Source organism: Pandoraea sp. E26 (assembly GCF_000681415.1).
Taxonomy (GTDB): domain Bacteria; phylum Pseudomonadota; class Gammaproteobacteria; order Burkholderiales; family Burkholderiaceae; genus Pandoraea; species Pandoraea pnomenusa.
This window is the reverse complement of record NZ_AYXJ01000027.1, coordinates 83525-104900: the sequence shown is the minus strand read 5'-3', so window position 1 is coordinate 104900 and position 21376 is coordinate 83525. Positions and strand designations below refer to the sequence as shown.

At 65.2% G+C, this 21376-nt stretch carries 20 protein-coding genes; 4 read left to right on the top strand and 16 right to left on the bottom strand.

Going from position 1 to position 21376, the window contains the following annotated elements; all coding sequences use genetic code 11:
• Positions 1–59 precede the first annotated feature (59 nt).
• The 4 genes from W930_RS0116960 to W930_RS0116945 all read right to left on the bottom strand — a co-directional run bounded on the left by W930_RS0116960 (position 60) and on the right by W930_RS0116945 (position 4127).
• The gene (locus W930_RS0116960; RefSeq protein ID WP_023597181.1) at positions 60–1361 is read right to left on the bottom strand and encodes a sulfate adenylyltransferase subunit 1; all 1302 of its coding nucleotides are present in this window, start codon (positions 1359–1361) and stop codon (positions 60–62) included.
• 100 nt (positions 1362–1461) lie between these two features.
• Positions 1462–2409, bottom strand: coding sequence for a sulfate adenylyltransferase subunit CysD (cysD, locus tag W930_RS0116955; RefSeq protein ID WP_023597182.1), 948 nt, complete (start codon positions 2407–2409; stop codon positions 1462–1464).
• A 119-nt stretch (positions 2410–2528) separates the two neighbouring features.
• Entirely contained in the window at positions 2529–3245 is a 717-nt protein-coding gene (locus W930_RS0116950) for a phosphoadenylyl-sulfate reductase (RefSeq protein ID WP_048806550.1), read from the bottom strand.
• 105 nt (positions 3246–3350) lie between these two features.
• Positions 3351–4127, bottom strand: a complete 777-nt coding sequence (locus tag W930_RS0116945; RefSeq protein WP_023597184.1) for a sulfite exporter TauE/SafE family protein — start codon at positions 4125–4127, stop codon at positions 3351–3353.
• A 133-nt stretch (positions 4128–4260) separates the two neighbouring features.
• Between W930_RS0116945 and W930_RS0116940 the strand changes: the two genes are divergently transcribed.
• From W930_RS0116940 to W930_RS30175, 4 genes are all read left to right on the top strand, one after another.
• Complete coding sequence (locus W930_RS0116940; RefSeq protein ID WP_023597185.1) at positions 4261–5202, top strand: CysB family HTH-type transcriptional regulator; 942 nt, start codon at positions 4261–4263, stop codon at positions 5200–5202.
• A gap of 178 nt (positions 5203–5380) precedes the next feature.
• Positions 5381–6502, top strand: coding sequence for an ABC transporter substrate-binding protein (locus tag W930_RS0116935; RefSeq protein WP_174234939.1), 1122 nt, complete (start codon positions 5381–5383; stop codon positions 6500–6502).
• A gap of 7 nt (positions 6503–6509) precedes the next feature.
• Positions 6510–7394, top strand: a complete 885-nt coding sequence (locus W930_RS0116930; protein ID WP_023597187.1) for an NAD(P)-dependent oxidoreductase — start codon at positions 6510–6512, stop codon at positions 7392–7394.
• Between the two features lie 849 nt (positions 7395–8243).
• Positions 8244–9383, top strand: coding sequence for a hypothetical protein (locus W930_RS30175; protein ID WP_152552662.1), 1140 nt, complete (start codon positions 8244–8246; stop codon positions 9381–9383).
• 15 nt (positions 9384–9398) lie between these two features.
• On the opposite strand, the gene W930_RS0116920 is transcribed toward W930_RS30175, so the two are convergent.
• From W930_RS0116920 to W930_RS0116865, 12 genes are read right to left on the bottom strand one after another with little or no spacing between them, the layout of a single operon-like run.
• Positions 9399–9647: a DUF2274 domain-containing protein gene (locus W930_RS0116920; RefSeq protein WP_028731166.1), complete on the bottom strand. Its 249-nt coding sequence runs from the start codon at positions 9645–9647 to the stop codon at positions 9399–9401.
• On the bottom strand, positions 9644–10951 hold the full coding sequence (locus tag W930_RS0116915; protein ID WP_028731165.1) for a TrbI/VirB10 family protein: 1308 nt from the start codon (positions 10949–10951) through the stop codon (positions 9644–9646). Before W930_RS0116915 ends, W930_RS0116920 begins: the two co-directional genes overlap by 4 nt.
• 2 nt (positions 10952–10953) lie before the next feature.
• Complete coding sequence (trbG, locus tag W930_RS0116910; protein ID WP_028731164.1) at positions 10954–11952, bottom strand: P-type conjugative transfer protein TrbG; 999 nt, start codon at positions 11950–11952, stop codon at positions 10954–10956.
• The gene (trbF, locus tag W930_RS0116905) at positions 11949–12653 is read right to left on the bottom strand and encodes a conjugal transfer protein TrbF (protein ID WP_028731163.1); all 705 of its coding nucleotides are present in this window, start codon (positions 12651–12653) and stop codon (positions 11949–11951) included. The genes trbG and trbF overlap by 4 nt, the downstream gene beginning before the upstream one ends.
• Positions 12654–12676: 23 nt before the next feature.
• Entirely contained in the window at positions 12677–13954 is a 1278-nt protein-coding gene (gene trbL / locus W930_RS0116900; protein WP_028731162.1) for a P-type conjugative transfer protein TrbL, read from the bottom strand.
• Between the two features lie 11 nt (positions 13955–13965).
• Entirely contained in the window at positions 13966–14694 is a 729-nt protein-coding gene (trbJ, locus tag W930_RS0116895) for a P-type conjugative transfer protein TrbJ (protein WP_028731161.1), read from the bottom strand.
• A complete protein-coding gene (trbE, locus tag W930_RS0116890; protein WP_028731160.1) occupies positions 14691–17132 on the bottom strand; it encodes a conjugal transfer protein TrbE in 2442 nt (813 codons plus the stop codon). Before trbE ends, trbJ begins: the two co-directional genes overlap by 4 nt.
• Positions 17133–17146: 14 nt before the next feature.
• Positions 17147–17416: a VirB3 family type IV secretion system protein gene (locus W930_RS0116885; RefSeq protein WP_028731159.1), complete on the bottom strand. Its 270-nt coding sequence runs from the start codon at positions 17414–17416 to the stop codon at positions 17147–17149.
• The gene (locus tag W930_RS0116880; protein WP_028731158.1) at positions 17413–17796 is read right to left on the bottom strand and encodes a TrbC/VirB2 family protein; all 384 of its coding nucleotides are present in this window, start codon (positions 17794–17796) and stop codon (positions 17413–17415) included. The genes W930_RS0116885 and W930_RS0116880 overlap by 4 nt, the downstream gene beginning before the upstream one ends.
• Entirely contained in the window at positions 17793–18833 is a 1041-nt protein-coding gene (gene trbB, locus W930_RS0116875; RefSeq protein ID WP_028731157.1) for a P-type conjugative transfer ATPase TrbB, read from the bottom strand. Before trbB ends, W930_RS0116880 begins: the two co-directional genes overlap by 4 nt.
• Positions 18830–19294: a CopG family transcriptional regulator gene (locus W930_RS0116870; protein WP_028731156.1), complete on the bottom strand. Its 465-nt coding sequence runs from the start codon at positions 19292–19294 to the stop codon at positions 18830–18832. The genes trbB and W930_RS0116870 overlap by 4 nt, the downstream gene beginning before the upstream one ends.
• Positions 19291–21300: a conjugal transfer protein TraG gene (locus W930_RS0116865; RefSeq protein ID WP_028731155.1), complete on the bottom strand. Its 2010-nt coding sequence runs from the start codon at positions 21298–21300 to the stop codon at positions 19291–19293. Before W930_RS0116865 ends, W930_RS0116870 begins: the two co-directional genes overlap by 4 nt.
• Positions 21301–21376: the final 76 nt, after the last annotated feature.

Genomic DNA, 21376 nt, shown 5'->3' with positions numbered 1-21376 from the left:
AGGCAGAGCGGGACCGAGCGAGACCCGGCGCGGCGCCCTGCGCAGTGCGCGTCGGGGCGTCAGGCAACGAGTTCGCGGATCATGCCCGCGGCCACGGTGTGATGGGTGGCTTCGTCGATCAGCACGAAGGCGCCCGTCGCCGGGTTGACGTCGTACGTGTCGGCCGCCACCGGCTTTTGCAGGCTGAGCTGGACACGGCCGATGTCGTTCATCGCAAGCGTCGACTTGTCCGTGCCGTGCGAGAGCGTGCTGACGTCGAGCACCGTGTCCACGTTGCCGACCTTCACGTACACCGTGCTCGTGGCCTGCTTGAGCAGATACTTGCGCTGCGGGGCCAGGGCGTCTTCATCGAACCAGCACACGTCCGCCGACAGTTTGCGCGACGGGGCGAGCGCCGACTCGGCGCTCACGAACGTATCGCCGCGCGACACGTCGACATCTTCCGTCAGACGAATCGTCACGCACTGGCCGGCGAACGCTTCGTCGAGCAAGCCGCGCGGACCGACGATTTCGCCGACCGTGGCCGTGCGCCCGGCGGGCAGCACGCGCAGCGTCTGACCTACGCGCACCGAGCCCGATTCCACCCGGCCCATGTAGCCGCGGAAGTCGTCGGCGTGCGAGCCGTCCTGACGCGCCACCAGTTGCACCGGGAAACGCAGCTCGCCGCCCGTTTGCGCGACCGGCAGCGATTCGAGCACGTCGAGCAGCGGCTCGTCCTGATACCAGGGCATGCGCTCGCTCGCGTACACGATGTTGTCGCCCTTGAGCGCGGAGACCGGCACGAAGCGCACATCCTGCAGGCCCAGCCGGTGCGCGAGCTCCAGATACGCGGCGCGAATGGCATCGAACGTCGTTTCGCTGTAGTCGACAAGATCCATCTTGTTGATGGCGACGATGACGTGCTGAAGGCCGAGCAGCTTCACGATGGCGCTGTGGCGCTTGGTCTGTGCGAGCAGTTCGGTACGCCCGTCGACTTCGGTCACGCGCGTGGCATCGACCAGAATGATGGCGGCGTGCGCGGTCGACGCGCCGGTGACCATGTTGCGCGTGTATTGTTCGTGTCCCGGCGTGTCGGCGATGATGAACTTGCGGCGCGCCGTGGTGAAGTAGCGATAGGCCACATCGATGGTGATGCCCTGCTCGCGCTCGGCTTCGAGGCCGTCGGTGAGCAGGGAGAAGTCGATGTCCTCGCCGGCGGTGCGCTTGTGCTTGGCGCGCGCCAGCGCCGAGAGCTGGTCGGTCAGCACCGACTTGCTGTCGTACAGCAGGCGGCCGATCAGCGTGCTCTTGCCGTCGTCAACGCTGCCTGCCGTGATGAAACGCAGCACGCCGAGGTCTTCCTGATGCGGGGTAAGGCTCATGATCTCTTCAACTCGATTGCGTGGCCCCCGGCGCCCTTTCGCTGCGCGCCCGGCGGACCGGTATCTCGGATGTGGGGACTGACGACGGCAATGTGCCGCCTCAGAAATATCCCTGCTTCTTGCGCTGCTCCATGGCCGCCTCGGACGCCTGGTCGTCCATGCGAGTGGCGCCGCGCTCGGTGATGTCGGTCACGGCCGTCTCGGCGATGATCTCCACCGGGCTCGACGCGACGCTCGATACCGGGCATGTGCAGCTGATGTCGCCGACCGTGCGAAAACGCACCGATGCCAGCTCGCTCGTCTCGCCGTCCTGCTTCGGCGTGAGCGGCGTGACGGGCACGAGCAGGCCGTTGCGACGCACGATCTCGCGCTCGTGGGCGTAGTAGATCGACGGCAGATCGAGCTTCTCGCGGGCGATGTACTGCCACACGTCCAGCTCGGTCCAGTTGGAGATGGGGAATACGCGCAGGTGCTCGTCCCTGTGCAGGCGCGCGTTGAACAGATGCCACAGCTCCGGGCGCTGCGCTTTCGGGTCCCACTGGCCGAACTCGTCGCGGAACGAGAAGATGCGCTCCTTCGCGCGGGCCTTTTCCTCGTCGCGACGCGCGCCGCCGATCATGGCGTCGAAGCCGTGCTCGGCGATCGTCTCGAGCAGCGTCACCGCCTGCGCCGCGTTGCGCGAATCGTTCTCGCGACGCAGACGCACCGTGCCGCGGGCGATCGAGTCTTCCACTTGGCCCACGACCAGCTCCGCACCGAGCGCCTTCGCGTGGCGATCGCGAAACTCGATCACTTCGGGGTAGTTGTGTCCGGTGTCGATGTGCACCAGCGGGAACGGCAACACCGTCTTGCGGTTCGGACCGAGACCGAAGGCCTTGAGCGCCAGATGCAGCACCACGACCGAATCCTTGCCGCCCGAGAACAACAGCGCGGGCTTGCGGCACTCCGCCACGACCTCGCGCAGGATGTACATCGATTCGGCTTCGAGCCAGTCCAGATGATCCATACGCGAGCCATTGGCCTGCGCGACTTCGTGCATCGCACCCATAGTGTTCCCTTCCTTGACGATTCCGAGTTTGCCGAGATTCGCTTCGGACGATGCGCCGCCGGGCGGCGCATCGTCATGTGTTCTTCGTGTCTTTCGTGTCCTGCCGGTGCCGAGCGTGCTCAGCCCTGCTGCACCGACACGGGGATCTTGCTCAGGTTGGCCGCGTGCAGCCCGCATTCCTTGCTGTCGCGCGACTCCCACCACCAGCGCCCTGCCCGGCTGTCCTCGCCCGGGCGAATCGCGCGCGTGCACGGCTCGCACCCGATGCTCGGATAGCCGCGTGCGTGCAGCGGGTTGACCGGCACGTCGCGCGCGGTGAGGTACGCCCACACCTGCGCTTCCGTCCAGTCGAAAATCGGGTTGTACTTGGCGATGCCGCGTGCGTCGTCGTGCTCGGCGAACGCCAGCTCGCCACGCGTGACCGACTGCTCGCGGCGCTGTCCCGTCAGCCAGGCGTCGGCGTCGGCAAGCGCGCGGCCGAGCGGCTCGACCTTGCGAATCTGGCAGCACGCCTTGCGCAGATCCACGCTTTCGTAAAAGGCGTTCGCGCCATGCGCGCTCACGTACTGCTCCACGGCCTCGGCGTTGGGCGCGTACTGCGCCACGTCATAGCCGTAGCGCGCCTTGATCTTGTCGATCATGCCAAGCGTCTCGTCGTGCAGACGCCCCGTATTGAGCGTGAACACGGTGATGGGCAGTCGCTGGCGCAGGATCACGTGCGTGATCAGCATGTCCTCGGCGGCCAGACTGCTGGCGAATTTCACGTTACGATGCGCTCCCGCGATACGGGCCAGGCGCTCGGCCAGCACGGCTTCCATTTCGTCGAGCAACGCCATGTCCCGATGCTCGGCATCGGATGCCGCCGGCGTCACGGCTGCCGGGGTGGGTTCCCGGCGGGATTCGTTTCGCATCTCGCGAACTCCTTGTTGTCTGTGGGGTTCTCAGCCGACCAGCTTGACGGCCGCGAGCGTGAGCGTTGCCGCCAGCGCCCCGCGCACGACGCGCTCGGGCAGGTGGCGGGTGAGCTTCGCGCCCAGCCAGATCCCGGGCAGCGAGCCGATCAGCAGACTGCCAAGCAACGCCCAGTGCACCGTCTCGAGCCAGATATGGCCGAGCGCGGCAATGGCAGTGAGGGGCACGGCGTAGGCGATGTCCGTACCCGCGACTTCGGCCGGCTCCAACTGTGGGTACAGCATCAGGATCAGCGTCGCGCCCACGGCACCGGCGCCAATCGAGGAAATCGTCACGAGCACGCCGATCACGGCGCCCACCAGCACCGTTGCAACCGCCTGCGCCCGCCCCGTCAACTGCCAGTTGGGATGCGCGCGCAACGCGCCGAGCAGCTTCGCGCGGAACAGCAGTGAAAGCACGGTCAGCAGCACCGACGCGGCAATCGTGAGCTTGATGACGTGCAAGGCGCCGTCGTCGATGCCGCCGAGCCGCTTCAGGAAAACGATGGTGACCAGCGCCGCCGGCAGTGCGCCCAGCGTGAGACGCCGCACGATGTGCCACTTCACGTGGCCGTGCGAGCGATGCGCCACCGTGCCGAAGCTCTTGGTGATCGCCGCGAACGCCAGGTCGGTCCCCACCGCCACGGGCGCGGCGTAGCCGAGCAGCAGCGTGAGCAGAGGCGTCATCAGCGAGCCGCCTCCCACGCCGGTCAGGCCGACCAGCAGGCCGACGCCAAATCCGGAAAGGGGTTCGAGCCACAGCGACATGGAGGACGTTCCTGGTGGGTGCTAAATGCCTGACGGGAATAACGTTATCGAAACAGTGGCACCCACTGTAATAAAAAGGCTATATACTTCAAACGAATTAAAAATTGTTTGTATATTTTCGAAAGTTATACAAATGAACTTGCATCAGTTCCGTTTCGTGCGCGAAGCCGTCCGTCAGAATTTCAACCTGACCGAGGCCGCCAAGGCGCTGTTCACCTCACAGCCAGGGGTGTCGAAGGCGATCATCGAGCTGGAAGAAGAGCTCGGCGTGGACATCTTTGCGCGGCATGGCAAGCGCATCCGCAACCTGACGGAGCCCGGGCGCATCATCTTCGAGTCCGTCGAGCGCATCCTGCTGGAGGTCGAGAGCCTCAAGCGCATCGGCAAGGACTATGCGGCGCAGGATCAGGGCAGTCTGACCATCGCCACCACCCATACGCAGGCGCGCTATTCGTTGCCGCACGCGGTGGCCGAATTCAAGAAGCGTTACCCCAAGGTGCGCCTCTCGATCCTGCAGGGCAGCCCGACGCAGATTGCCGAAATGGTGTTGCACGACCAGGCGGACCTGGCCATTGCCACCGAGGCGATCGCCGGCTACAAGGATCTGGTCTCGCTGCCGTGCTATCAGTGGCAGCACGTGGCCGTGGTGCCGCCGGATCATCCGCTGCTTCAGTTGCCGTCCGTGGGCATCGAGGATCTGGCCAAGTTCCCCCTGATTACGTATGACCCGCAGTTCGCCGGCCGCGCCAAGATCGATCAGGCGTTTGCGCTGCGTCACGTGCAGCCGGACATCGTGCTCGAAGCGATCGATGCCGACGTCATCAAGACCTATGTCGAGCTGGGGCTGGGCGTGGGCATTCTCGCGGGCGTGGCGTTCGATCCGGAGCGCGACCGCAATCTCCGGGCGATTCAGGTGGGGCATCTGTTCGGCACGAATGTGACCCGCGTGGCCCTCAAGCAGGGCGCCTATCTGCGCGGCTATGTTTTCACGATGGTCGAACTGCTCTCGCCGATCCTGACCCGCAAGCTCGTCGAACAGGCGCTGCGCGGCGAGCACGAGAGCTACGAGCTGTAATGGGGCGCCGCCGGACACCGGCGGCGTTCCCGTCTTGCTGACACGCACGCAGCTCGCGCGCCATTTTTTCTCCGCTGGCCGAACGCAACCGGTGCGGTATGCTTACGCGATTCGACCCAAAGGAGACCCCATGCGCTCAACTCTTCGCGGCATCCGCCTGTCGGGCGTGGTGCTTGCCATGACCCTGGCCGGCATCGCAACGGCCGCCCGTGCCGACATCACGGTCGGTATCGATCTGTCGTCCACCGGACCGGCAGCGGCCATCGGTATTGCCAGCAAGAACGCCATGCAGCTCTGGCCGGCACGGATCGGCGGGCAGAAGGCGCATTACATCTTCCTGGACGACGCCTCCGACCCCGGCACCGCCGTGAAGAACACCCGCAAGCTCATCAGCGAGAACAAGGTCGACGTCATCGTCGGTCCGAACATCACGCCCAGCGCGCTCGCGATGCTTGACCCGGTATCCGAGGCGCAAACGCCGATGATCACGCTGATCGGGTCGGCCGTCGTTGTCGAGCCCCAGGACGCCAAGCGCCGCTGGGCGTTCAAGATGGCCGCGAACGACTCCGCCATGGCCGACGTCATGACCCGTTACATGGCCAATCACGGCATCAAGACGGTCGGTTTCATCGGTTTCGCGGATGCCTATGGCGAGAGTTGGCTCAAGGAATTCTCGAAGTTCGCCGAGTTGCGCAAGCTCAAGCTCGTGGCGCAGGAGCGATTCAATCGCACCGATACGAGCGTGACCGGGCAGGTGCTGAAGGTCATGGCCGCCAAGCCTGACGCGATTCTGGTCGCCGGTTCGGGCACGCCGGCGGCATTGCCCCAGCGCACGTTGCAGGAACGCGGATACACCGGGAAGATCTATCAGACGCACGGCATCGCCACGTACGACTTCGTTCGCGTCGGCGGCAAGGATGTCGAGGGCACGCTGTTCCCGACGCAGCCGGGCGTCGTTGCAAAATCGCTGCCGGCCGGGCATCCGGCGCGCGCGGCCGCGCTGGCGTTCACGAAGCAATACGAGGCGAAATACGGCGCGGATACCGTGACGCAGTTCGCCGCCGACGCCTATGGCGTGTGGGATCTGCTCAATGACGCCGTGCCGCGCGCCGTCAAGGTGGCCGCCCCCGGCACGCCCGCGTTCCGGGTGGCGCTGCGCGACGCGCTCGAGTCCACCCACAATCTGGCGATCCCGAACGGCATCATGAACCTGAGCCCGCAGGACCACGTCGGCCTGGATCAACGTGCCGGTGTGATGGGCCAGATCAAGAACGGCAAGTTCGTCTACGTCTCGGACTGAGCGCGGCATGACGACTTACACGGTAGCGTTTATTGGCCTGGGGGCCATGGGCGGTCAGATGGTGCGCCATCTGATCGCGGCCGGCCATCGGTTGCATGTCTATGCGCGTCGGCCGGAAGCGGCGGCACCCTACGAGGCGTTGGGCGCGAAGCGGTTCGAAACGCCGGCCCAGGCTGCCGCCGACGCCGACTTCGTGATCACGAACGTTACGACCACGCAGGACGTGGAGGACGTGCTGCTGGGCAGGGACGGGGTGGTTCACGGCGCTCGGGCGGGCACGATCTGCGTGGATCACAGCACGATTTCGGCGGAGGCGACGCGGCGCATGGCGGCGCGACTGGCGCGTCACGAGATTCAGCTTGTCGACGCGCCGGTGTCGGGCGGGCCGTCACGTGCCGCCGATGCGTCGCTGTCGATCATGGTGGGCGCGCCGGACGTGGTTTTCGCGCGGGTGCGGCCATTGCTGTCGGTGCTGGGCTCGACCATCACGCATGTGGGCGACGTCGGCGCCGGGCAGGTGGCGAAGGCGTGCAACCAGATCGTTCAGGTGATCAATATCCAGGGCATTGCGGAGGCGATGTTGTTCGCGGCGCGCAACGGCGTCGATCAGGACAAGGTCATCGAGGCGATTTCGCAGGGTCTGGCGGGCAGCCGCATGCTCGACATGATGGGTCCCAAGATGGCGCATCGCGACTTCTCGGCGGGCATCGAGGCCCGATTGCACGACAAGGATTTCTCGATGATCCTGGAAGCGGTGGCCGACGCCGGCCTGTCGTTGCCGGCGCTGTCGCTGGTCAAGAGGCAACTGAGCGCGCTGATGGAAAACGGCTGGGGGCGCGACGATACGTCGTCATTGCTGCGTGTGCTGGAAGGCCAGCAGCAGGTCCACTGACGGCGGACGAGGCGGGCTTGTGGCCGGCAGGAATTTCGGTCATAATCTCGCCTTCGTCCGGTGAGCCATCAAATGCGCCGAACGAATCACGCTGCGCCACCATTCGGTGAACGCACACCCGCCCAGGTGGTGAAATTGGTAGACGCAGGGGACTCAAAAATAGGTACTTTTACCTATAGTTAGCTTGGGTTCAGCGTCCGCAGAGCTATGACAGGCAAGGGTTTGCAGGAAATTTCGGCTCCTGAGCGAAAGGCCAGCTTTTCGCGCTGGGAGCCAACTAGGAGCCGGTACGGCGCGTACTGGCTCAAAGTAAGTCGTAGTAGGTAGTGATGTAACATCGCGTCATGCCCGAGTGGTGAAATTGGTAGACGCAGGGGACTCAGACCAAATTTGAGCCCTCTCGAAGAAATTCTTGAGGTGAAGCCCGTCAAACTCGGTGAAGGCCCTGGACGAATTCAGTCCGAGCTAATGCCGAGCCAAGCCCTCGGATCGAAAGATCCAAGGGAAGGTGTAGAGAGCAGACGGCGGGCACCTAAGGCAAAGCGGTAATACGCTGCGCTATGGTGAAGGCGTGCTCCAGACCACGAACGCCGCTTCTTCGGAAGCGTCGGCGGCGAAAGCCGAAGTGGGAAGAAAATCCCCCGCCGCAAGGCGTGCCGGTTCGATTCCGGCCTCGGGCACCAATTCGGAAGCCGCCCCTGTTCACACACAGGGGCGGCTTTTTTCTTGTGTTGGCTGGACAATAGCTATCTGCTCCGCCTGCTTTCCCTCGACAAGTTGATGGAAGCATGTACTGACCTCGAAACCAATACAAACAAGGCGAGCGCATAACGTCTAAAGGAACCGGTCGTGACTCGCAACAATCAAGACGAATTTCTAAAAGAAACGAGACATCACCTCGCAATGAGGGCCGGTTTTCGCTGTTCAATGTCAGGGTGCCGCGCACTTACTGCCGGCCCTAGCAACGAATCACCCGATGCGGTCGTCAGCGTAGGAGTGGCGGCGCACATCCACGCCGCCTCACCTGGCGGTCGACGTTACGATTCCAACATGACGTCAGATGAGCGAAGGAATATTCGGAACGGCATCTGGCTCTGCGCAACCCACAGTGTCGAGATTGACCGAGATGAGGTGCGCTATACCGCAGACGTACTCCGGCAGATGAAGGCCGAGCACGAGCGAGCCATCTCCAGCGAATTGAACACAGGACGCGGATGCTTTCACAATTCGGACCTTGTGGCCATCGGCCCAAATATAGTCGGCATCGGCGAGTTATTGGGCACATCTGGCAATGACTGGTCAGTTCGAATTGGTTACTTTGTAGAAGGAGATGTCCGGCAACTAATCCGATTCATTGATCAATTTGAGACCCACGATCCTTTCGACCGCTATCTTGTTGTCAATGCACTTGGCGATGGTCGTCAGCTTGCCAGAGCACCGTCTTGGCGTAGAAATGGCTCAGCTATCGAACTCACCTGTACCGTTGAAAATCAATTTCCGCGCGTCAACGCCAACAAACTTGGCGCCACAATCGCAACAAATAGCGCCAACGATCTGTTCGTGGAAAAGGGAAATATCGCGATGGTTTCGGGACTGGATTCGCTGCCTCAGATAATCAAGCAAACCCTCTCTATGTTGCAAGGCGAGTCTCCGTTTCATCCCAAAGCGGGGTCCCGTATCAAGAAATATTTCGACGAGTTCGAAGACACCCCTTGGTTGGAACGCTGGGTAAAACTCGAAGTCGTTAGGCTGTCGTGCGTACCTTACCAAGACCGCACACAAGGCACCGTCTACACCTTGCTCCAAAGTATCCTGCATGTTCATAAAGTCGAGCAGCTTACTTCGGAGCGTACTGACAATTGGCACAAGTTCAGATTTTCTCTCGATGTCGAAGGCGTTGGCCCTTGGGAGCAAGTTATCCCAATCTTTGTGCCACGAGGTGATATCCCTCCCAAGCCTCCAGGGTGGGAGCCTTTGGCGATCAACTGATCGGGCCGCTCCGTTTCACCGAGCCACCGGAGAATTATTCCCCGCCTGGACTCCCGCCCGTCGAAAGTTTCGATCTCCCGCCATGAACGCCTCCAGCATGTATGGGATTAACGTTGTGGCATCGACCGCCTCATCATAGGTCTGCGCGTGCAGCGCGGCGTAACGGTCAAGGTCAGCCTTGAGCATGGCCGGACACGCGAAAGTCACTTTGACGCTTTCGGTCTTGGGCAGCGGCCCGAGCCGCAGTTTCCTGGTCGTGTTCATTGCGAAGCTCCCCGGTTGAAAAACAGCGGCTGGTACGGCCGCAGCACGATGTCGCGGTTGACGATGATGCTGACTGGCAGGCCCGGTCGTTCGGTCAAGGTCGGCTGGATGTTGAGGTTCCGGCGCGTGAACTCCTGGCCGACCTGATTGGCCGTGTCCTGTGCGCTATTCCGGAACGCGATGACGGTATTGCCGTTGGCATTGCCCTGGTTCGAGACGGCCAACTCGGAACCCACGCCCAATAGGGTGGACAGCGCGGCACCCGCCAGAATGCGTCCCCAATGCCAATCGACGCCATCCTCCAGACCGGCATAGCCAGCCGGGTCGGCGCCGGCCAGGTTGTCCAGCGTAAGCGAAGACGTGTCCGGCAGGATGATGCGGTTCCACACGATCTGTACGCGACTCTGCCCGTAGGCGACCTGGCTGTTGTATTTGCCGAGGATGCGCGAACCCTGCGGAATCAGCAGATAGCGGCCCGTCGCCGTGTCGTACACCGGCGCCGTCACCGTACCGATCACATCGCCCGGCAAGTCCGACTTGATACCTGTCACCAGCGCTGCCGAGATCACGGTGCCGGCCATCACCTGATACGGCGAGGCCGGCGTTTGCAGACTGCCGGAATTACGGGTTTGCGTGGTTCCGGCTTTCTGGAACGCCTCTTTCTGGTCTTGCCGGTTCTGCACGGTGGTCGGATCGGCCGGCTGCGCCGCCGTCGAGGCCGGGCCGGCGGCCTGTGGGTCGAAACCCGCGAGGCCGGAGGCCGGCGCAGCCGATGCAATCTGCGTGGGCGCAGCGGTCGCGGCAGCGGCGCGCTGCGAGTTGCTGGAACGGAAGAACACCGACGAACCCGCCGCCGCTTCGGCCTCCTTGCGTAGGGCGTCGCGCTCGGCCGCCGCGGCATCCTGGCCAGGTGGCGCGTAGTTCGCCACCGCCGGCTGCTGCGACCTCACGATGGCCGGGCCGAGGTCGCCCGGCAACGGCGGCCCCAGTTCCGGCACCTTCGGCAGAGCGGGCTGCGGCAACTTCGAGTAGTCGGAGGGAAGCTGCCCAAGCGCTTCGGACTTCGACACGCGATCCACGTTGTACAGCTCGGTCGCATCGTTGTTCCCGCGCGAGTGCTTCGGCTGCAACGACCACATTGTCCCGCCCAGCACCGCGACGCCAAGGCCACCGGCCAGCAACGCGAGCGTGCGGCGATTCAGGCGCGTCACCGGGCGCGGCTGCGCCCGCAGTGTTACGTTCTCCGGCGCGACCTTCGGGGCGGCGTCGGCAGCCGGCACATCCGGGGTTTCATCCTGGCTCATGGTCAGTTCCCCCGTGTGCCGTCCGTGCGCTCGATGCGCACTACTTCGCTCTTGTCACCGCCCAGGCGCAGCTCGGCCGCACCGAACAGGCGATCCACGATGTAGTACGGCGAGCGGAAACGGTAGTTCACCAGTTGCCCGTCGCCCTGTGCGCCGATGACGAACAGGGGCGGCAGCTCGCCCTGGGCGATACCCGGCGGAAACTGGATGTAGACCTTCTCGCCGTCATCAAAGGCACGCAGCGGCTTCCACGGGGCATTGCTGCCGCTGACCGCATAGCGGAAGCGGATCTTCTCCAACGCCAGGCCAGTATCGACCGGCGCGGCGGCTTGCGCGGCCCGATCCTGGCGCTGCAAAGCCAGCATCTGGTCTTTCGGGTACTCCCAGGATACCGACGCCATCCATGCTTTCTCCGTGGAAGTCAGCTCGATCAGGTAGGTGCGCCGGCTGGTGGTGATAACAAGGTTCGTCTTCAGGCCCGAGCGGATGGGTTTCACCAGCACGCTCACGCGCAGGTCGTTGCCGGCGCCGCTAGAGGTATCGCCGACGATCCAGCGCACGGTGTCGCCGGCGGCGACCGTCACCAGCTCCTCGCCCGGCTGGAGCGAAATCACGGTCACGCGCCCCGGCGCGGCATAGACCTGATACAGCGCGCCGTCGGTGAAGGGCCAGACCTGGATCGCGTTGACGTAGCCCTCGCGCGTGGGCGCCATCCGCGCCTCGGCGTTGGCCTTCGATACCCGGACAGTTTCGTCGGCCGATTCCGGTGCCGGCTTGGCGTCGTCCGCCTCCGGCAACGGCTTCATCTGCGCCGGCATCGGCAGCACCTTGGGCACCTCCACCACTTCGACCGGCTTGGGCGGCTCGGGCAGTGGCGTCGCCTGCACCGGCTCGTCGAGCGATATGTGCGGCGGCGGTTTGCCTTGCGAGGCGCAGCCCAGCAGTGACGACGTGGCCGCCAGGGTCAACACAAAAGCGTAAAAGCGGAAAGGCAGGTTCATGGCTTGGCTCCTTCGGAAGCATCGAGTTCGCGGCTCCACGACAGTCCGTTGACGTAGATGCCCAGGGGGTTCTTGCGCAGGCGTTGCTCGGTGCGCGGGGTTTGCAGGACGATGGAGATCACGGCGTTCCAGCGTTCGGTGCCGGCGGGCGCGCCATTGGCAAACCTCTGCTCCGTCCACCGGACGTTGAACGACGAGTCGCTGGCGCGCGTGACGCTGGTGATCTGCACCGTCACCGACTCCTTGCCGACGCGGGCGAACGGATCGTTCTTGCTGGCGTAGTCATTGAGCACAGCCGCGCCATGGTCGGTGGTGTAGTCGTAGGCGTTGAGCCAGCTCTGCCGCACCACGATGGGGTCAATCGAGAGCGAGCGAACCAGCGTGATGAAGTTGGCCAGGTGGTAGGCGATCTGCGCATCGGCCGGCCGGTACGGCGTGGCGGCTTCGCCGATGGCGCGTACCTGGCCGGTCTTGTCCACCTCCACGACGTAGGGCGTGACGATGGACTGCGCTGAGCGCCAGACCAGGCCGCCGGCCATCAGCAGCGCAAGCACAAGACAGCCAAAGGCCATCCACCGCCAGTTCCTGGCCTGCACCCGGGCCGAGCCGATGCGATCGTCCCAGACTTGGGCTGCGGCTTGATACGGAGTGGCAGGTTGCGGCGTGTGGGCGTAGCGCACCTGCGGTCGTTTGAATCGCATGGCGAGTTCTCCTCAAGAGTCGTTCATTCGTCGGATTGGCCCAGGCTGGGGCCTTGGGCCGAGCCGCCGCCATCGCCACCGTGCAAGGTGTGCGCGGCGGCGGTCGCGGCATGGGTGATCTGCTGGCGGCGGTGCAGCCGCTTCGCCCAGGCGGGTTGCGGCTGGTCAGCGGTATTTGCGGATTCGCCGGATGGGGCTGCGCCGGATGCCGCGCTTCCCGCGCCATCTGCCCGAAAAGCGGCCGCAGCCTTCTTGCCAACCGCCTGCGCGCCAGTCTTGGCGACGTTGCCCAGGCCCGCCATCGCGCCTTTCGCACCGCCGCCAGCCGCTGCGGAACCGGCCTGGAATGCCGCGCCGGCACTGCCCGCGGTCGAGGCTGCCATGCGCGCGCCAGCCATAACCGCACCGCCGACGCCCGTGGCCGCCGCGCCAATGGCGACAGCGGCGCCGGCTGCGCCCACAGCGGCACCGGCCATCGCGCCCGCGCCGAGCTGCGGCGCGCCGGAGACGAGCCCCGTGGCGATGCCCGGCCCGTAGATGCCGAGCGCGAGCATGGCGAGCGAAGCCAGCATCACGACCAGCGCGTGGTCGATGGACGGCTCGCTCGGCGTGGTCGGAAACTGCCCGAACAGGCCCGTGCCAATGCCGACGATGACAGCCAGCACCAGCACCTTGATGCCCGAGGACACCACATTGCCGAGCACCTTTTCGGCGAGGAACGCGGTCTTGTTCCAGAGCGCGAACGGCACCAGCACGAAACCGGCGAGTGTGGTCAGCTTGAACTCGATGAGCGTGACGAAAAGCTGCACGGCCAGCACGAAGAAGCAGACGATGACGATCAGCCAGGCGAGGAACATCACCACGATGGGCACGATGTGGATAAACACCTCGGGAAAGCCCGCCATGTCGCCGATCTGGGCGAGGATCGGGCTCCCGGCGTCGATGCCGGTCTTGGCGAGATGCCCCGGTTGCAGGAACGTCTCCATGCTCACGGCCGAACCGGTGGCCTTCAGGCCCAGACCCGCAAAGGATCGGAACAAGACACCCGCCAGCATGTTGAAGTTGCCAATGATGTAGGCGAAGGCGCCGACGTAGAGCGCCTTGCGGATGAGCTTGGCCATCACGTCTTCGCCCTGGCCCGTGGCATGGCCGAGCGCCCAGTACAGGCCCGCCAGCGTCATGTCGATCACCACCAACGTCGCGGTCAGAAACGCGACTTCACCACGCAGCAGACCGAAGCCCGAGTCGATGTAGATCGAAAAGACGTTCAAAAAATGGTCGATGACGGATACGTCGTTCATGGCCACACCCGTCAGTTGCCGTAAAAATTCACGGCCTGCGGCGTGTACGGCGTGCCGGTGCCGAGGAACCGCTGCGTGATGACACGGCCTTGTTCGACGGCGGCGGCCTGCCGCGCCAACTCCAGCGATGTCGCGCGGCCCTGCGTGAGCTGGAGCTGCTGCGCCTGGATAGCCTGCTTGGCCTGCAAGGCCAGAAGCTGGTTGGTCGCCTGCTGGGCCTGCAAGGCACCGGTGGCCGACTGGCTCTGGTTCACGAGATCAGCCAGCACGCCTTCGTCGATGGTCGCGTTCTGTGAGACCTGCGCCTGCATCTGCATCGCGGTCTGCAAGCCGTTGAGCGAGTTTTGCCAACGCTGGTGCGCGTCCTGGTACATCTGGTTGCTGCTCACGGTTGTCGCGTACTGCTGCGGATACAACTGCGAGAACTGCTGATCCATGCTCTGCATCTGGAACGCCAGCCCTTGCGCTTGCGTGATGAGCTGCTGCGTGCTCGCCAGCGTCGATTGCAGCCGGCTGACGACGTTGAACGGCAGGCTCTCCAGATTGCGCGCCTGATTGATCAGCGACTGCGCCTGGTTCTGGAGTTGCCGGACTTGGTTATCGATCTGCTCCAACGTGCGTGCGGCCGTCATCGTGTTCTGCACGAGATTGGTCGCGTCGATGACGGCCCATTGCGCGTGCGCAACAGGCATCACACCGATGAACGTGGCAACGGCGATGGCAAGAAAGCGAACCTTCATGGCGAAACCTCCAGCGGTTGAGGAGCGAGGAACGACGCGGCGGACGGCAACAGGTCGGCCGCCCAATCGAGGCCGCGATGGCGTAGCCATGCACCGGCAAAGCCGGAAGCGCCGGCCTGCGTGAGCACGCGGTCGATGTCGCGTTGGTCTTGGGGAGTCGAGGCGCCGGCGAAGGCGAGCGTGACCGGCCCCAGGTCGAGGTCGAACAGGCGATTGCCTGCGCGGGACTGGTAGTAGTAGTCGCGCTTGGGCTGCGCGGTGGCGACGATCTCGATTTGCCGGCTGTTCAAACCGAACCCCTCGTAGATCGTGCGAATCTGCGGTTCGGTCGCCTGCGGGTTGGGCAGGAAGATGCGGCTCGCGCAGCTTTCGATGATCGCGGGCGCGATGCTCGAATCCTTGATGTCGGCCAGCGACTGCGTGGCGAAGATCACGCTGACGTTCTTCTTGCGCAGCGTCTTCAACCACTGGCGGATGCGCGCGGCGAATACCGGGTCATCGAGGAACAGCCAGGACTCGTCGAGAATCAGGAGCGTCGGTGCGCCGTCGAACCGAGCATCGAAGCGCGCGAAGAGATAGCCCAGCACGGCCAGCACCGCGGCCTTGCTGTGCATCAACTCCTCCATCTCGAAGCACTGCACATCGGCTGCGCCCAGGCGGTCGTGGTCGGCATCGAGCAGCTTGCCGTGCGCGCCGCCCAGCACATAGGGCGCGAGCGCCTGGCGCAGCGCGTTCGATTGCAGCAGCACCGACAGGCCGGTCAGCGTGCGCTGTTCGAGCGGCGCGCCGGCCAGGCTCCCAAGCGCCGACCAGATCGCGGCTTTCTCGTCGGGGCCGACGGCGATGCCCTCGTGCGTGAGACGGCCTTCGACCCATTCGGCGGCCCAGGTGCGATAGCCCTCCTGGTCGATGCGGGCGAGCGGCTGGAAGGCGATCGCGCCGTCAGCGCCGAGGTCGTAGTGTTCGCCGCCCAGGCCCAGCACCGTGGCCCGCATCGAGCGGCCCATGTCGAAGGCGAAGATGCGCGAGCCGGGATAGCGGCGGAACTGCATCGCCAGCGTGGCGAGCAGGACGGATTTACCCATGCCGGTGGGGCCAGCGATCAGCGTGTGCCCCACGTCGCCGATGTGCGTCACCAGCCGGAACGGCGTGGCACCCTCGGTGCGGGTGACGATCAGCGGCGGGCCGTCAAGGTGGGCGTTTTTCTCCGGCCCGGCCCAGACCGCCGAGACCGGCATCAGGTGCGCGAGGTTGAGCGTGGAAATGATGGGTTGGCGCACATTGGCATAGGCGTTGCCTGGCACCGACGACAGCCACGCCTCCACCGAATTGAGGGTTTCGGGGATGGTGACGAATCCCCGGCCCTGAATCACGCGCTCGACCTGGCGCAGCTTCTCGTCGGCCGTGTCGGCGTCGGCATCGAACACGGTCACGGTGGCGGTGACGAAGCCGAAGGCGACCTGATCGCTGCCCAGCTCCTGCATCGCGGCGTCGGCGTCAGCCGATTTGTTGCTGGCGTCGGTATCGACCAGCGGGCTTTCCTGCTGGAAGATGGTTTCGCGCAGCAAGGCCAGCACGTTCTTGCGCTTCGCGAACCACTGCCGGCGCAAGCGACCCAGTTCCTTTTCGGCCTCGGCCTTGTCCAGACAGAGAAAGCGCGTGCTCCAGCGGTAGGCGAAGCCAAGCCGGTTCAAGTCATCCAGAATCCCCGGCCAGGTCGAAGTCGGAAAACCGCGCACGGTGACGACGCGCAGATGCGCATCGCCCAGCATGGGCGCCAGTCCCCCGACCAGGGGCATGTCGGCCAGCAGCGCGTCCAGATGAAACGGCACCTCGGGCATGCCAACGCGATACCGCCGCGTCGAGATGGTCGCGTGCAGATAGGTCAGCGTCTGGGCATCGTCGAGCCAGTCGATCTCCGGCATCACGCCGTTGATAAGGTCGAAGATGCGGCTAGTTTCCGCGACGAAGGCGGCCAGGCGCTCGCGCCAGTCCACGCCCGCCGTCGGGGTGTTCTCATAGAGCAGCTTGGCCGCGCGAGCGCGCGATTCCTCCGGCGGCAGGTATTGCAGCGTGAGGTGGTAGCCGCTCTCGAAGTGGTGGCCGGATTCCTCGAAGGTGGCCCGGCGCTCCTCGTCCACCAGCCAGGACAGCGGTTCGGGGAAAACCGAATGCGGATAGTCGGCCGACGGCCGGCGTTCGGCTTCGACATACAGCGCCCAGCCGGCACCGAGCCGGCGCAGCGCGTTGTTCAGGCGCGCGGTCGTGGCGATCAGCTCGCTTTGCGTAGCGCTATCCAGGTCCGGCCCGCGAAAGCGCGCCGTGCGCTGGAACGAACCATCCTTGTTGAGCACGACGCCGGGCGCAACGAGCCCGGCCCACGGGAGCCAGTCGGCGAGCAATGCTGGACGATGGCGGTATTCGGCGAGATTGAGCATCGCGGCGTCCTCCGTCACACGTCCAAGAGCGGCTTGTGCCGCAGGTGCCGGGCGAACACCTGCATGAACTGCGCGTCCACGCGCGCGCCCCACACCGCCAGCGATTGGCCGACGATCCAGAGCGCGATGCCCGGAATCCACAGTTGCAGGCCCAGCCCGACCGCCCCGGACAGCGTGCCGTTGGCAATCGCCACGGTGCGAGGTGCGCCGCCCATCAGGATCGGCTCGGTCAGCGACCGATGCAGGGGCACCTCGAAACCCGGCAGATCAGTGGCCGCGCTCATACGACGGCCCCGCCGGAGAAGCTGAAGAACGTCAGGAAGAACGAGGATGCGGCGAACGCGATGGACAGACCGAAGACGATCTGGATCAGCTTACGAAAGCCCCCGCTGGTGTCGCCAAACGCCAGCGCCAGGCCCGTCGAAATGATGATGATGACGGCGATGATCTTGGCGACCGGCCCCTGGATGGAATCGAGAATGGATTGCAGCGGGGTTTCCCAGGGCATCGAGGAGCCGGACGCCTTGGCCGTGCCCGCCGCCATCAGGAAGACGGCGGCCGTCAGCAGGCCATGGTGCGCGGGAGCCACCAGACGGCGCAGCCGTGCGACGCAGGAAGCCGGATTGACGGAAAGGCGGGAAACGTGGGTGTGCATCTGCGTCATGACAGTTCTCCAGAGTGATGGGGGGATGGGGAAGACAGCGATGGTTCGGAAGGTGGTGGTGCGGAAGGCAGCGGTTCCATCGCATCCGCGAGGCGGTAGCCCGTACCGTCAAAACCCAGGACGCGGGCGATGGTCTCGATGCGACGGCGCTGACCTCGCCCGGCAATGTGGATGACGACGTTGACGGCCTCGGCCACCAGCGCGCGCGGCGGGTTCACCGCCACTTCGAGAATCAGTTGTTCCAGGCGCAGAAGCGCCCCGACTGCGGAACCGGCGTGGATCGTGGCGATGCCGCCGGGATGGCCGGTGCCCCACACCTTGATGAGATCCAGCGCCTCGCCGCCACGGACTTCGCCCACGACCACGCGGTCGGGGCGCAGACGCATCGTGGCGCGCACGAGTTCGGTCATCGTCACGACGCCCGCGCGCGTGCGCAGCGGTACGTGGTCGCGGGCAGCGCATTGCAGCTCCACCGTGTCTTCGAGCACCAGCACGCGGTCGCCCGTGGCGGCGATTTCCGCGAGTAAGGCATTGGCAAGGGTGGTCTTGCCGGTGCTGGTGCCGCCGGCAATCAGGATGTTCTGCCGCTCGCGCACGGCATGACGCAGAAATCCGGCTTGCGCGGTGCTCATCATCCCGTCGGCAACGTAGCGTTCCAACGGGATCACGCCGACGGCGCGCTTGCGCAGCGCGAAGGCCGGGCCCGGTGCGGCGGGCGGCAGGATGCCCTCGAAGCGTTCGCCGGTTTCGGGTAGCTCGGCGGTCAGAAGCGGCTGGCCGCGATGCACTTCCGCACCGACGTGGGCGGCGACCAGGCGGATGATGCGTTCGCCGTCTTCCTCCGACAGCTCCGCGCCCATCGGCGCGCGGCCCGAGGACAAGCGATCGACCCATAGGGTGTGGTCGGGGTTGAGCATGATTTCCACCACGTCCGGGTCTTCCAGCGCGGCGGCGATCAGCGGCCCCATCGCCGTGCGCAACATGCGGATGCGCCGGTCGAGCGAGGTGGTGGCCAGGGACTGGGGTTGTGCACTCATGACGCGCGCTCCTGCGCTTCGGCCAGCGCCGCCGCGTCATCGAACCGTGCGGCGTCCGGGTTCAGTTCCTCCACCACGTCACGCACCAGGCTTTTCCCGCGCATCAGGTGACGCCCGAGCTGTTCGACGAACTGCTCGAAGCGCGCCTTGCCCTGCGCGCGGGCGGCGTCCTGATGGGCTTCGGGAACGGGCGTGCTGACCGTCAGGTAGTAGCGGACGAACAGCGCCAGCGTCTCGATGGCGATGTTCTGGTCGCGCTCGATGCGCTCGAACTGGCGAGACAACCTGTCCAGCCGTTTGGCGATGGCCGCCTCGCGTTGGTCGCCGGCGTCGGGCGACAACCAGGAGGCCAGCGCGGCGGCAACGATGGAGGATTTGGAGACGCCTTTCTTGGCGGCCAGCTCATCGAGACGCCTGGCGTGCTCGTGGGCGATGAACAGATTGAGGCGGTACTGACTCATAGCTTGATCCCATCCTGTTGGTCGAGGGACGCCAGCCGGGCCGTGCGCTGCATGGCCGGGTCGAGCTGGCGGGGGGAAGAGAAAAAAGCAGGTAGCGGCGCGTCGTCGTCATCGAGCAGCGCCAGGTCGTTCTCGGCGAACGACGGTTCGGGGCTGTATTCGGCGACCTCGGATAGCTCGGGCTGACGGCGCGGGCCACCGTCGTCCGCGGTGCCGTCACCGGCAAACCCCGCAGCGGCGGACGCAGCCGGAACGGCGGGGATGGCCAGCCCGCTCCAGTCATCGGGCCGCAGCGGCGGCGCATCGGCATAGCGCCCGACAGCGAGCACGGGCGGCGGCAGGACGCGCTGCTTGAAATTGGCGTCGGCGTAGTAGCGCAGCTTCCTGGCCTTGATCGGCGGACTGCTGCCCACCATCACCACTTCGTCATCGGGCGGGAGCTGCATCACCTCGCCGGGCGTGAGCAACGGGCGCGCGGTTTCCTGGCGCGACACCATGAGGTGCCCGAGCCAGGGTGCGAGCCGGTGGCCGGCGTAGTTGCGCTGCGCACGCAGTTCGGTCGCGGTGCCGAGTGTCTCGGAGATCCGCTTGGCGGTGCGTTCGTCATTGGTGGCGAACGTCACGCGCACATGGCAGTTGTCGAGGACGGAATGGTTCTGGCCGTAGGCCTTGTCGATCTGGTTGAGCGACTGCGCGATGAGAAAACTGCGGATGCCGTAGCCGGCCATGAAGGCGAGCGCCGTCTCGAAGAAATCGAGCCGGCCCAGGGCCGGGAATTCGTCGAGCATCAAGAGCAGCTTGTGCCGGCGGGCGATGCCATCGCTGCCGTCGAGCGATTCGGTCAGGCGCCGGCCGATCTGGTTGAGGATCAGCCGCACCAGCGGCTTGGTGCGGCTGATGTCCGAAGGCGGCACGACGAGATACAGCGAGACGGGGGATTCGGAGGCGATCAGGTCGGCGATGCGCCAGTCGCAACGCGAGGTGACTTCAGCCACCGTGGGATCGCGGTACAGGCCGAGGAAGGACATGGCCGTGGACAACACTCCCGATCGTTCGTTGTCCGACTTGTTGAGCACTTCGCGCGCGGCGGACGCGACCACGGGGTGCGGTGCGTCACCCAGGTGCCGCGTGGTCATCATCCGGTGCAGCGTCAACTCGAAGGGACAGGCGGGGTCGGACAGGAAATTGGCGACACCGCGCAGCGTCTTGTCCTCGCCCGCATACAGCACATGCAGGATGGCGCCGACCAGGAGCGCGTGCGAGGTCTTCTCCCAGTGATTGCGCTTCTCCAGCGCGCCTTCGGGATCGACCAGGATGTCCGCGATGTTCTGCACGTCGCGCACTTCCTGCGCGCCGCGCCGCACTTCGAGTAGCGGGTTATACGCGGCCGACTTCGGATCGGTCGGGTTGAACAGCAGGCAGTGTGAGAAGCGCGAGCGCCAGCCGGCGGTGATCTGCCAGTTCTCGCCCTTGATGTCGTGGATGACGGCCGAGGCAGGCCAGGACAGCAAGGTCGGCACCACGAGGCCCACGCCCTTGCCCGAGCGCGTCGGCGCGAAGGTTAGAACGTGCTCCGGGCCTTCATGGCGCAGGTACTGGCCGTGATGCAAGCCAAGAAAGACGCCAGCCGGTTTGTCGAGACCGGCCTTGCGGATGTCGGCGGCCTCAGCCCAGCGTGCTGAACCGTAGGTCGTGACCAGCTTCGATTGCCGCGAGCGCCACACCGACATGGCGATGGCGATCAGCGCCGCCGTCAAACCGCTGGCGCCGGCTATCGCGCCGCCTTCGTTGAAGATGCGCGGGGCGTAGCCGTCGTAGAGGAACCACCACTCGAATAGCCGCCACGGGTGATAGACCGGCGTATCGAAGCAATCGAACCAGGGCGAGCCAAGGCGTAGCTGATAGCCCAGGGCGGCGGCGGTCCATTGTGTGGCTGCCCACACGCCGGCGAACACGATGCCGAACACGACGGCAATCTGCCCGAACAGCACGCCTTGACCTTTCATCCCGGCCTCCGCTTTCTCCCGCGCAACGCGCGGCACAAAGGCGTGCCGCACCCGCGAGGATCGGAGTCAGGTCAAG

Excerpts from the sequence above, each read along its gene's own strand:
- W930_RS0116935 (WP_174234939.1), top strand. The coding sequence starts at position 5,381 with ATGACCCTGGCCGGCATCGCAACGGCCGCCCGTGCCGACATCACGGTC.
- W930_RS0116920 (WP_028731166.1), bottom strand. The coding sequence starts at position 9,647 with ATGAACACGACCAGGAAACTGCGGCTCGGGCCGCTGCCCAAGACCGAA.
- W930_RS0116915 (WP_028731165.1), bottom strand. The coding sequence starts at position 10,951 with ATGAGCCAGGATGAAACCCCGGATGTGCCGGCTGCCGACGCCGCCCCG.
- W930_RS0116930 (WP_023597187.1), top strand. The coding sequence starts at position 6,510 with ATGACGACTTACACGGTAGCGTTTATTGGCCTGGGGGCCATGGGCGGT.
- W930_RS0116945 (WP_023597184.1), bottom strand. The coding sequence starts at position 4,127 with ATGTCGCTGTGGCTCGAACCCCTTTCCGGATTTGGCGTCGGCCTGCTG.
- W930_RS0116885 (WP_028731159.1), bottom strand. The coding sequence starts at position 17,416 with ATGAGCGCGGCCACTGATCTGCCGGGTTTCGAGGTGCCCCTGCATCGG.
- W930_RS0116940 (WP_023597185.1), top strand. The coding sequence starts at position 4,261 with ATGAACTTGCATCAGTTCCGTTTCGTGCGCGAAGCCGTCCGTCAGAAT.
- W930_RS0116880 (WP_028731158.1), bottom strand. The coding sequence starts at position 17,796 with ATGACGCAGATGCACACCCACGTTTCCCGCCTTTCCGTCAATCCGGCT.
- trbB (WP_028731157.1), bottom strand. The coding sequence starts at position 18,833 with ATGAGTGCACAACCCCAGTCCCTGGCCACCACCTCGCTCGACCGGCGC.
- trbF (WP_028731163.1), bottom strand. The coding sequence starts at position 12,653 with ATGCGATTCAAACGACCGCAGGTGCGCTACGCCCACACGCCGCAACCT.
- trbJ (WP_028731161.1), bottom strand. The coding sequence starts at position 14,694 with ATGAAGGTTCGCTTTCTTGCCATCGCCGTTGCCACGTTCATCGGTGTG.
- trbE (WP_028731160.1), bottom strand. The coding sequence starts at position 17,132 with ATGCTCAATCTCGCCGAATACCGCCATCGTCCAGCATTGCTCGCCGAC.
- W930_RS0116950 (WP_048806550.1), bottom strand. The coding sequence starts at position 3,245 with ATGGCGTTGCTCGACGAAATGGAAGCCGTGCTGGCCGAGCGCCTGGCC.
- trbG (WP_028731164.1), bottom strand. The coding sequence starts at position 11,952 with ATGAACCTGCCTTTCCGCTTTTACGCTTTTGTGTTGACCCTGGCGGCC.
- W930_RS0116960 (WP_023597181.1), bottom strand. The coding sequence starts at position 1,361 with ATGAGCCTTACCCCGCATCAGGAAGACCTCGGCGTGCTGCGTTTCATC.
- cysD (WP_023597182.1), bottom strand. The coding sequence starts at position 2,409 with ATGGGTGCGATGCACGAAGTCGCGCAGGCCAATGGCTCGCGTATGGAT.
- W930_RS0116870 (WP_028731156.1), bottom strand. The coding sequence starts at position 19,294 with ATGAGTCAGTACCGCCTCAATCTGTTCATCGCCCACGAGCACGCCAGG.
- W930_RS0116865 (WP_028731155.1), bottom strand. The coding sequence starts at position 21,300 with ATGAAAGGTCAAGGCGTGCTGTTCGGGCAGATTGCCGTCGTGTTCGGC.
- trbL (WP_028731162.1), bottom strand. The coding sequence starts at position 13,954 with ATGAACGACGTATCCGTCATCGACCATTTTTTGAACGTCTTTTCGATC.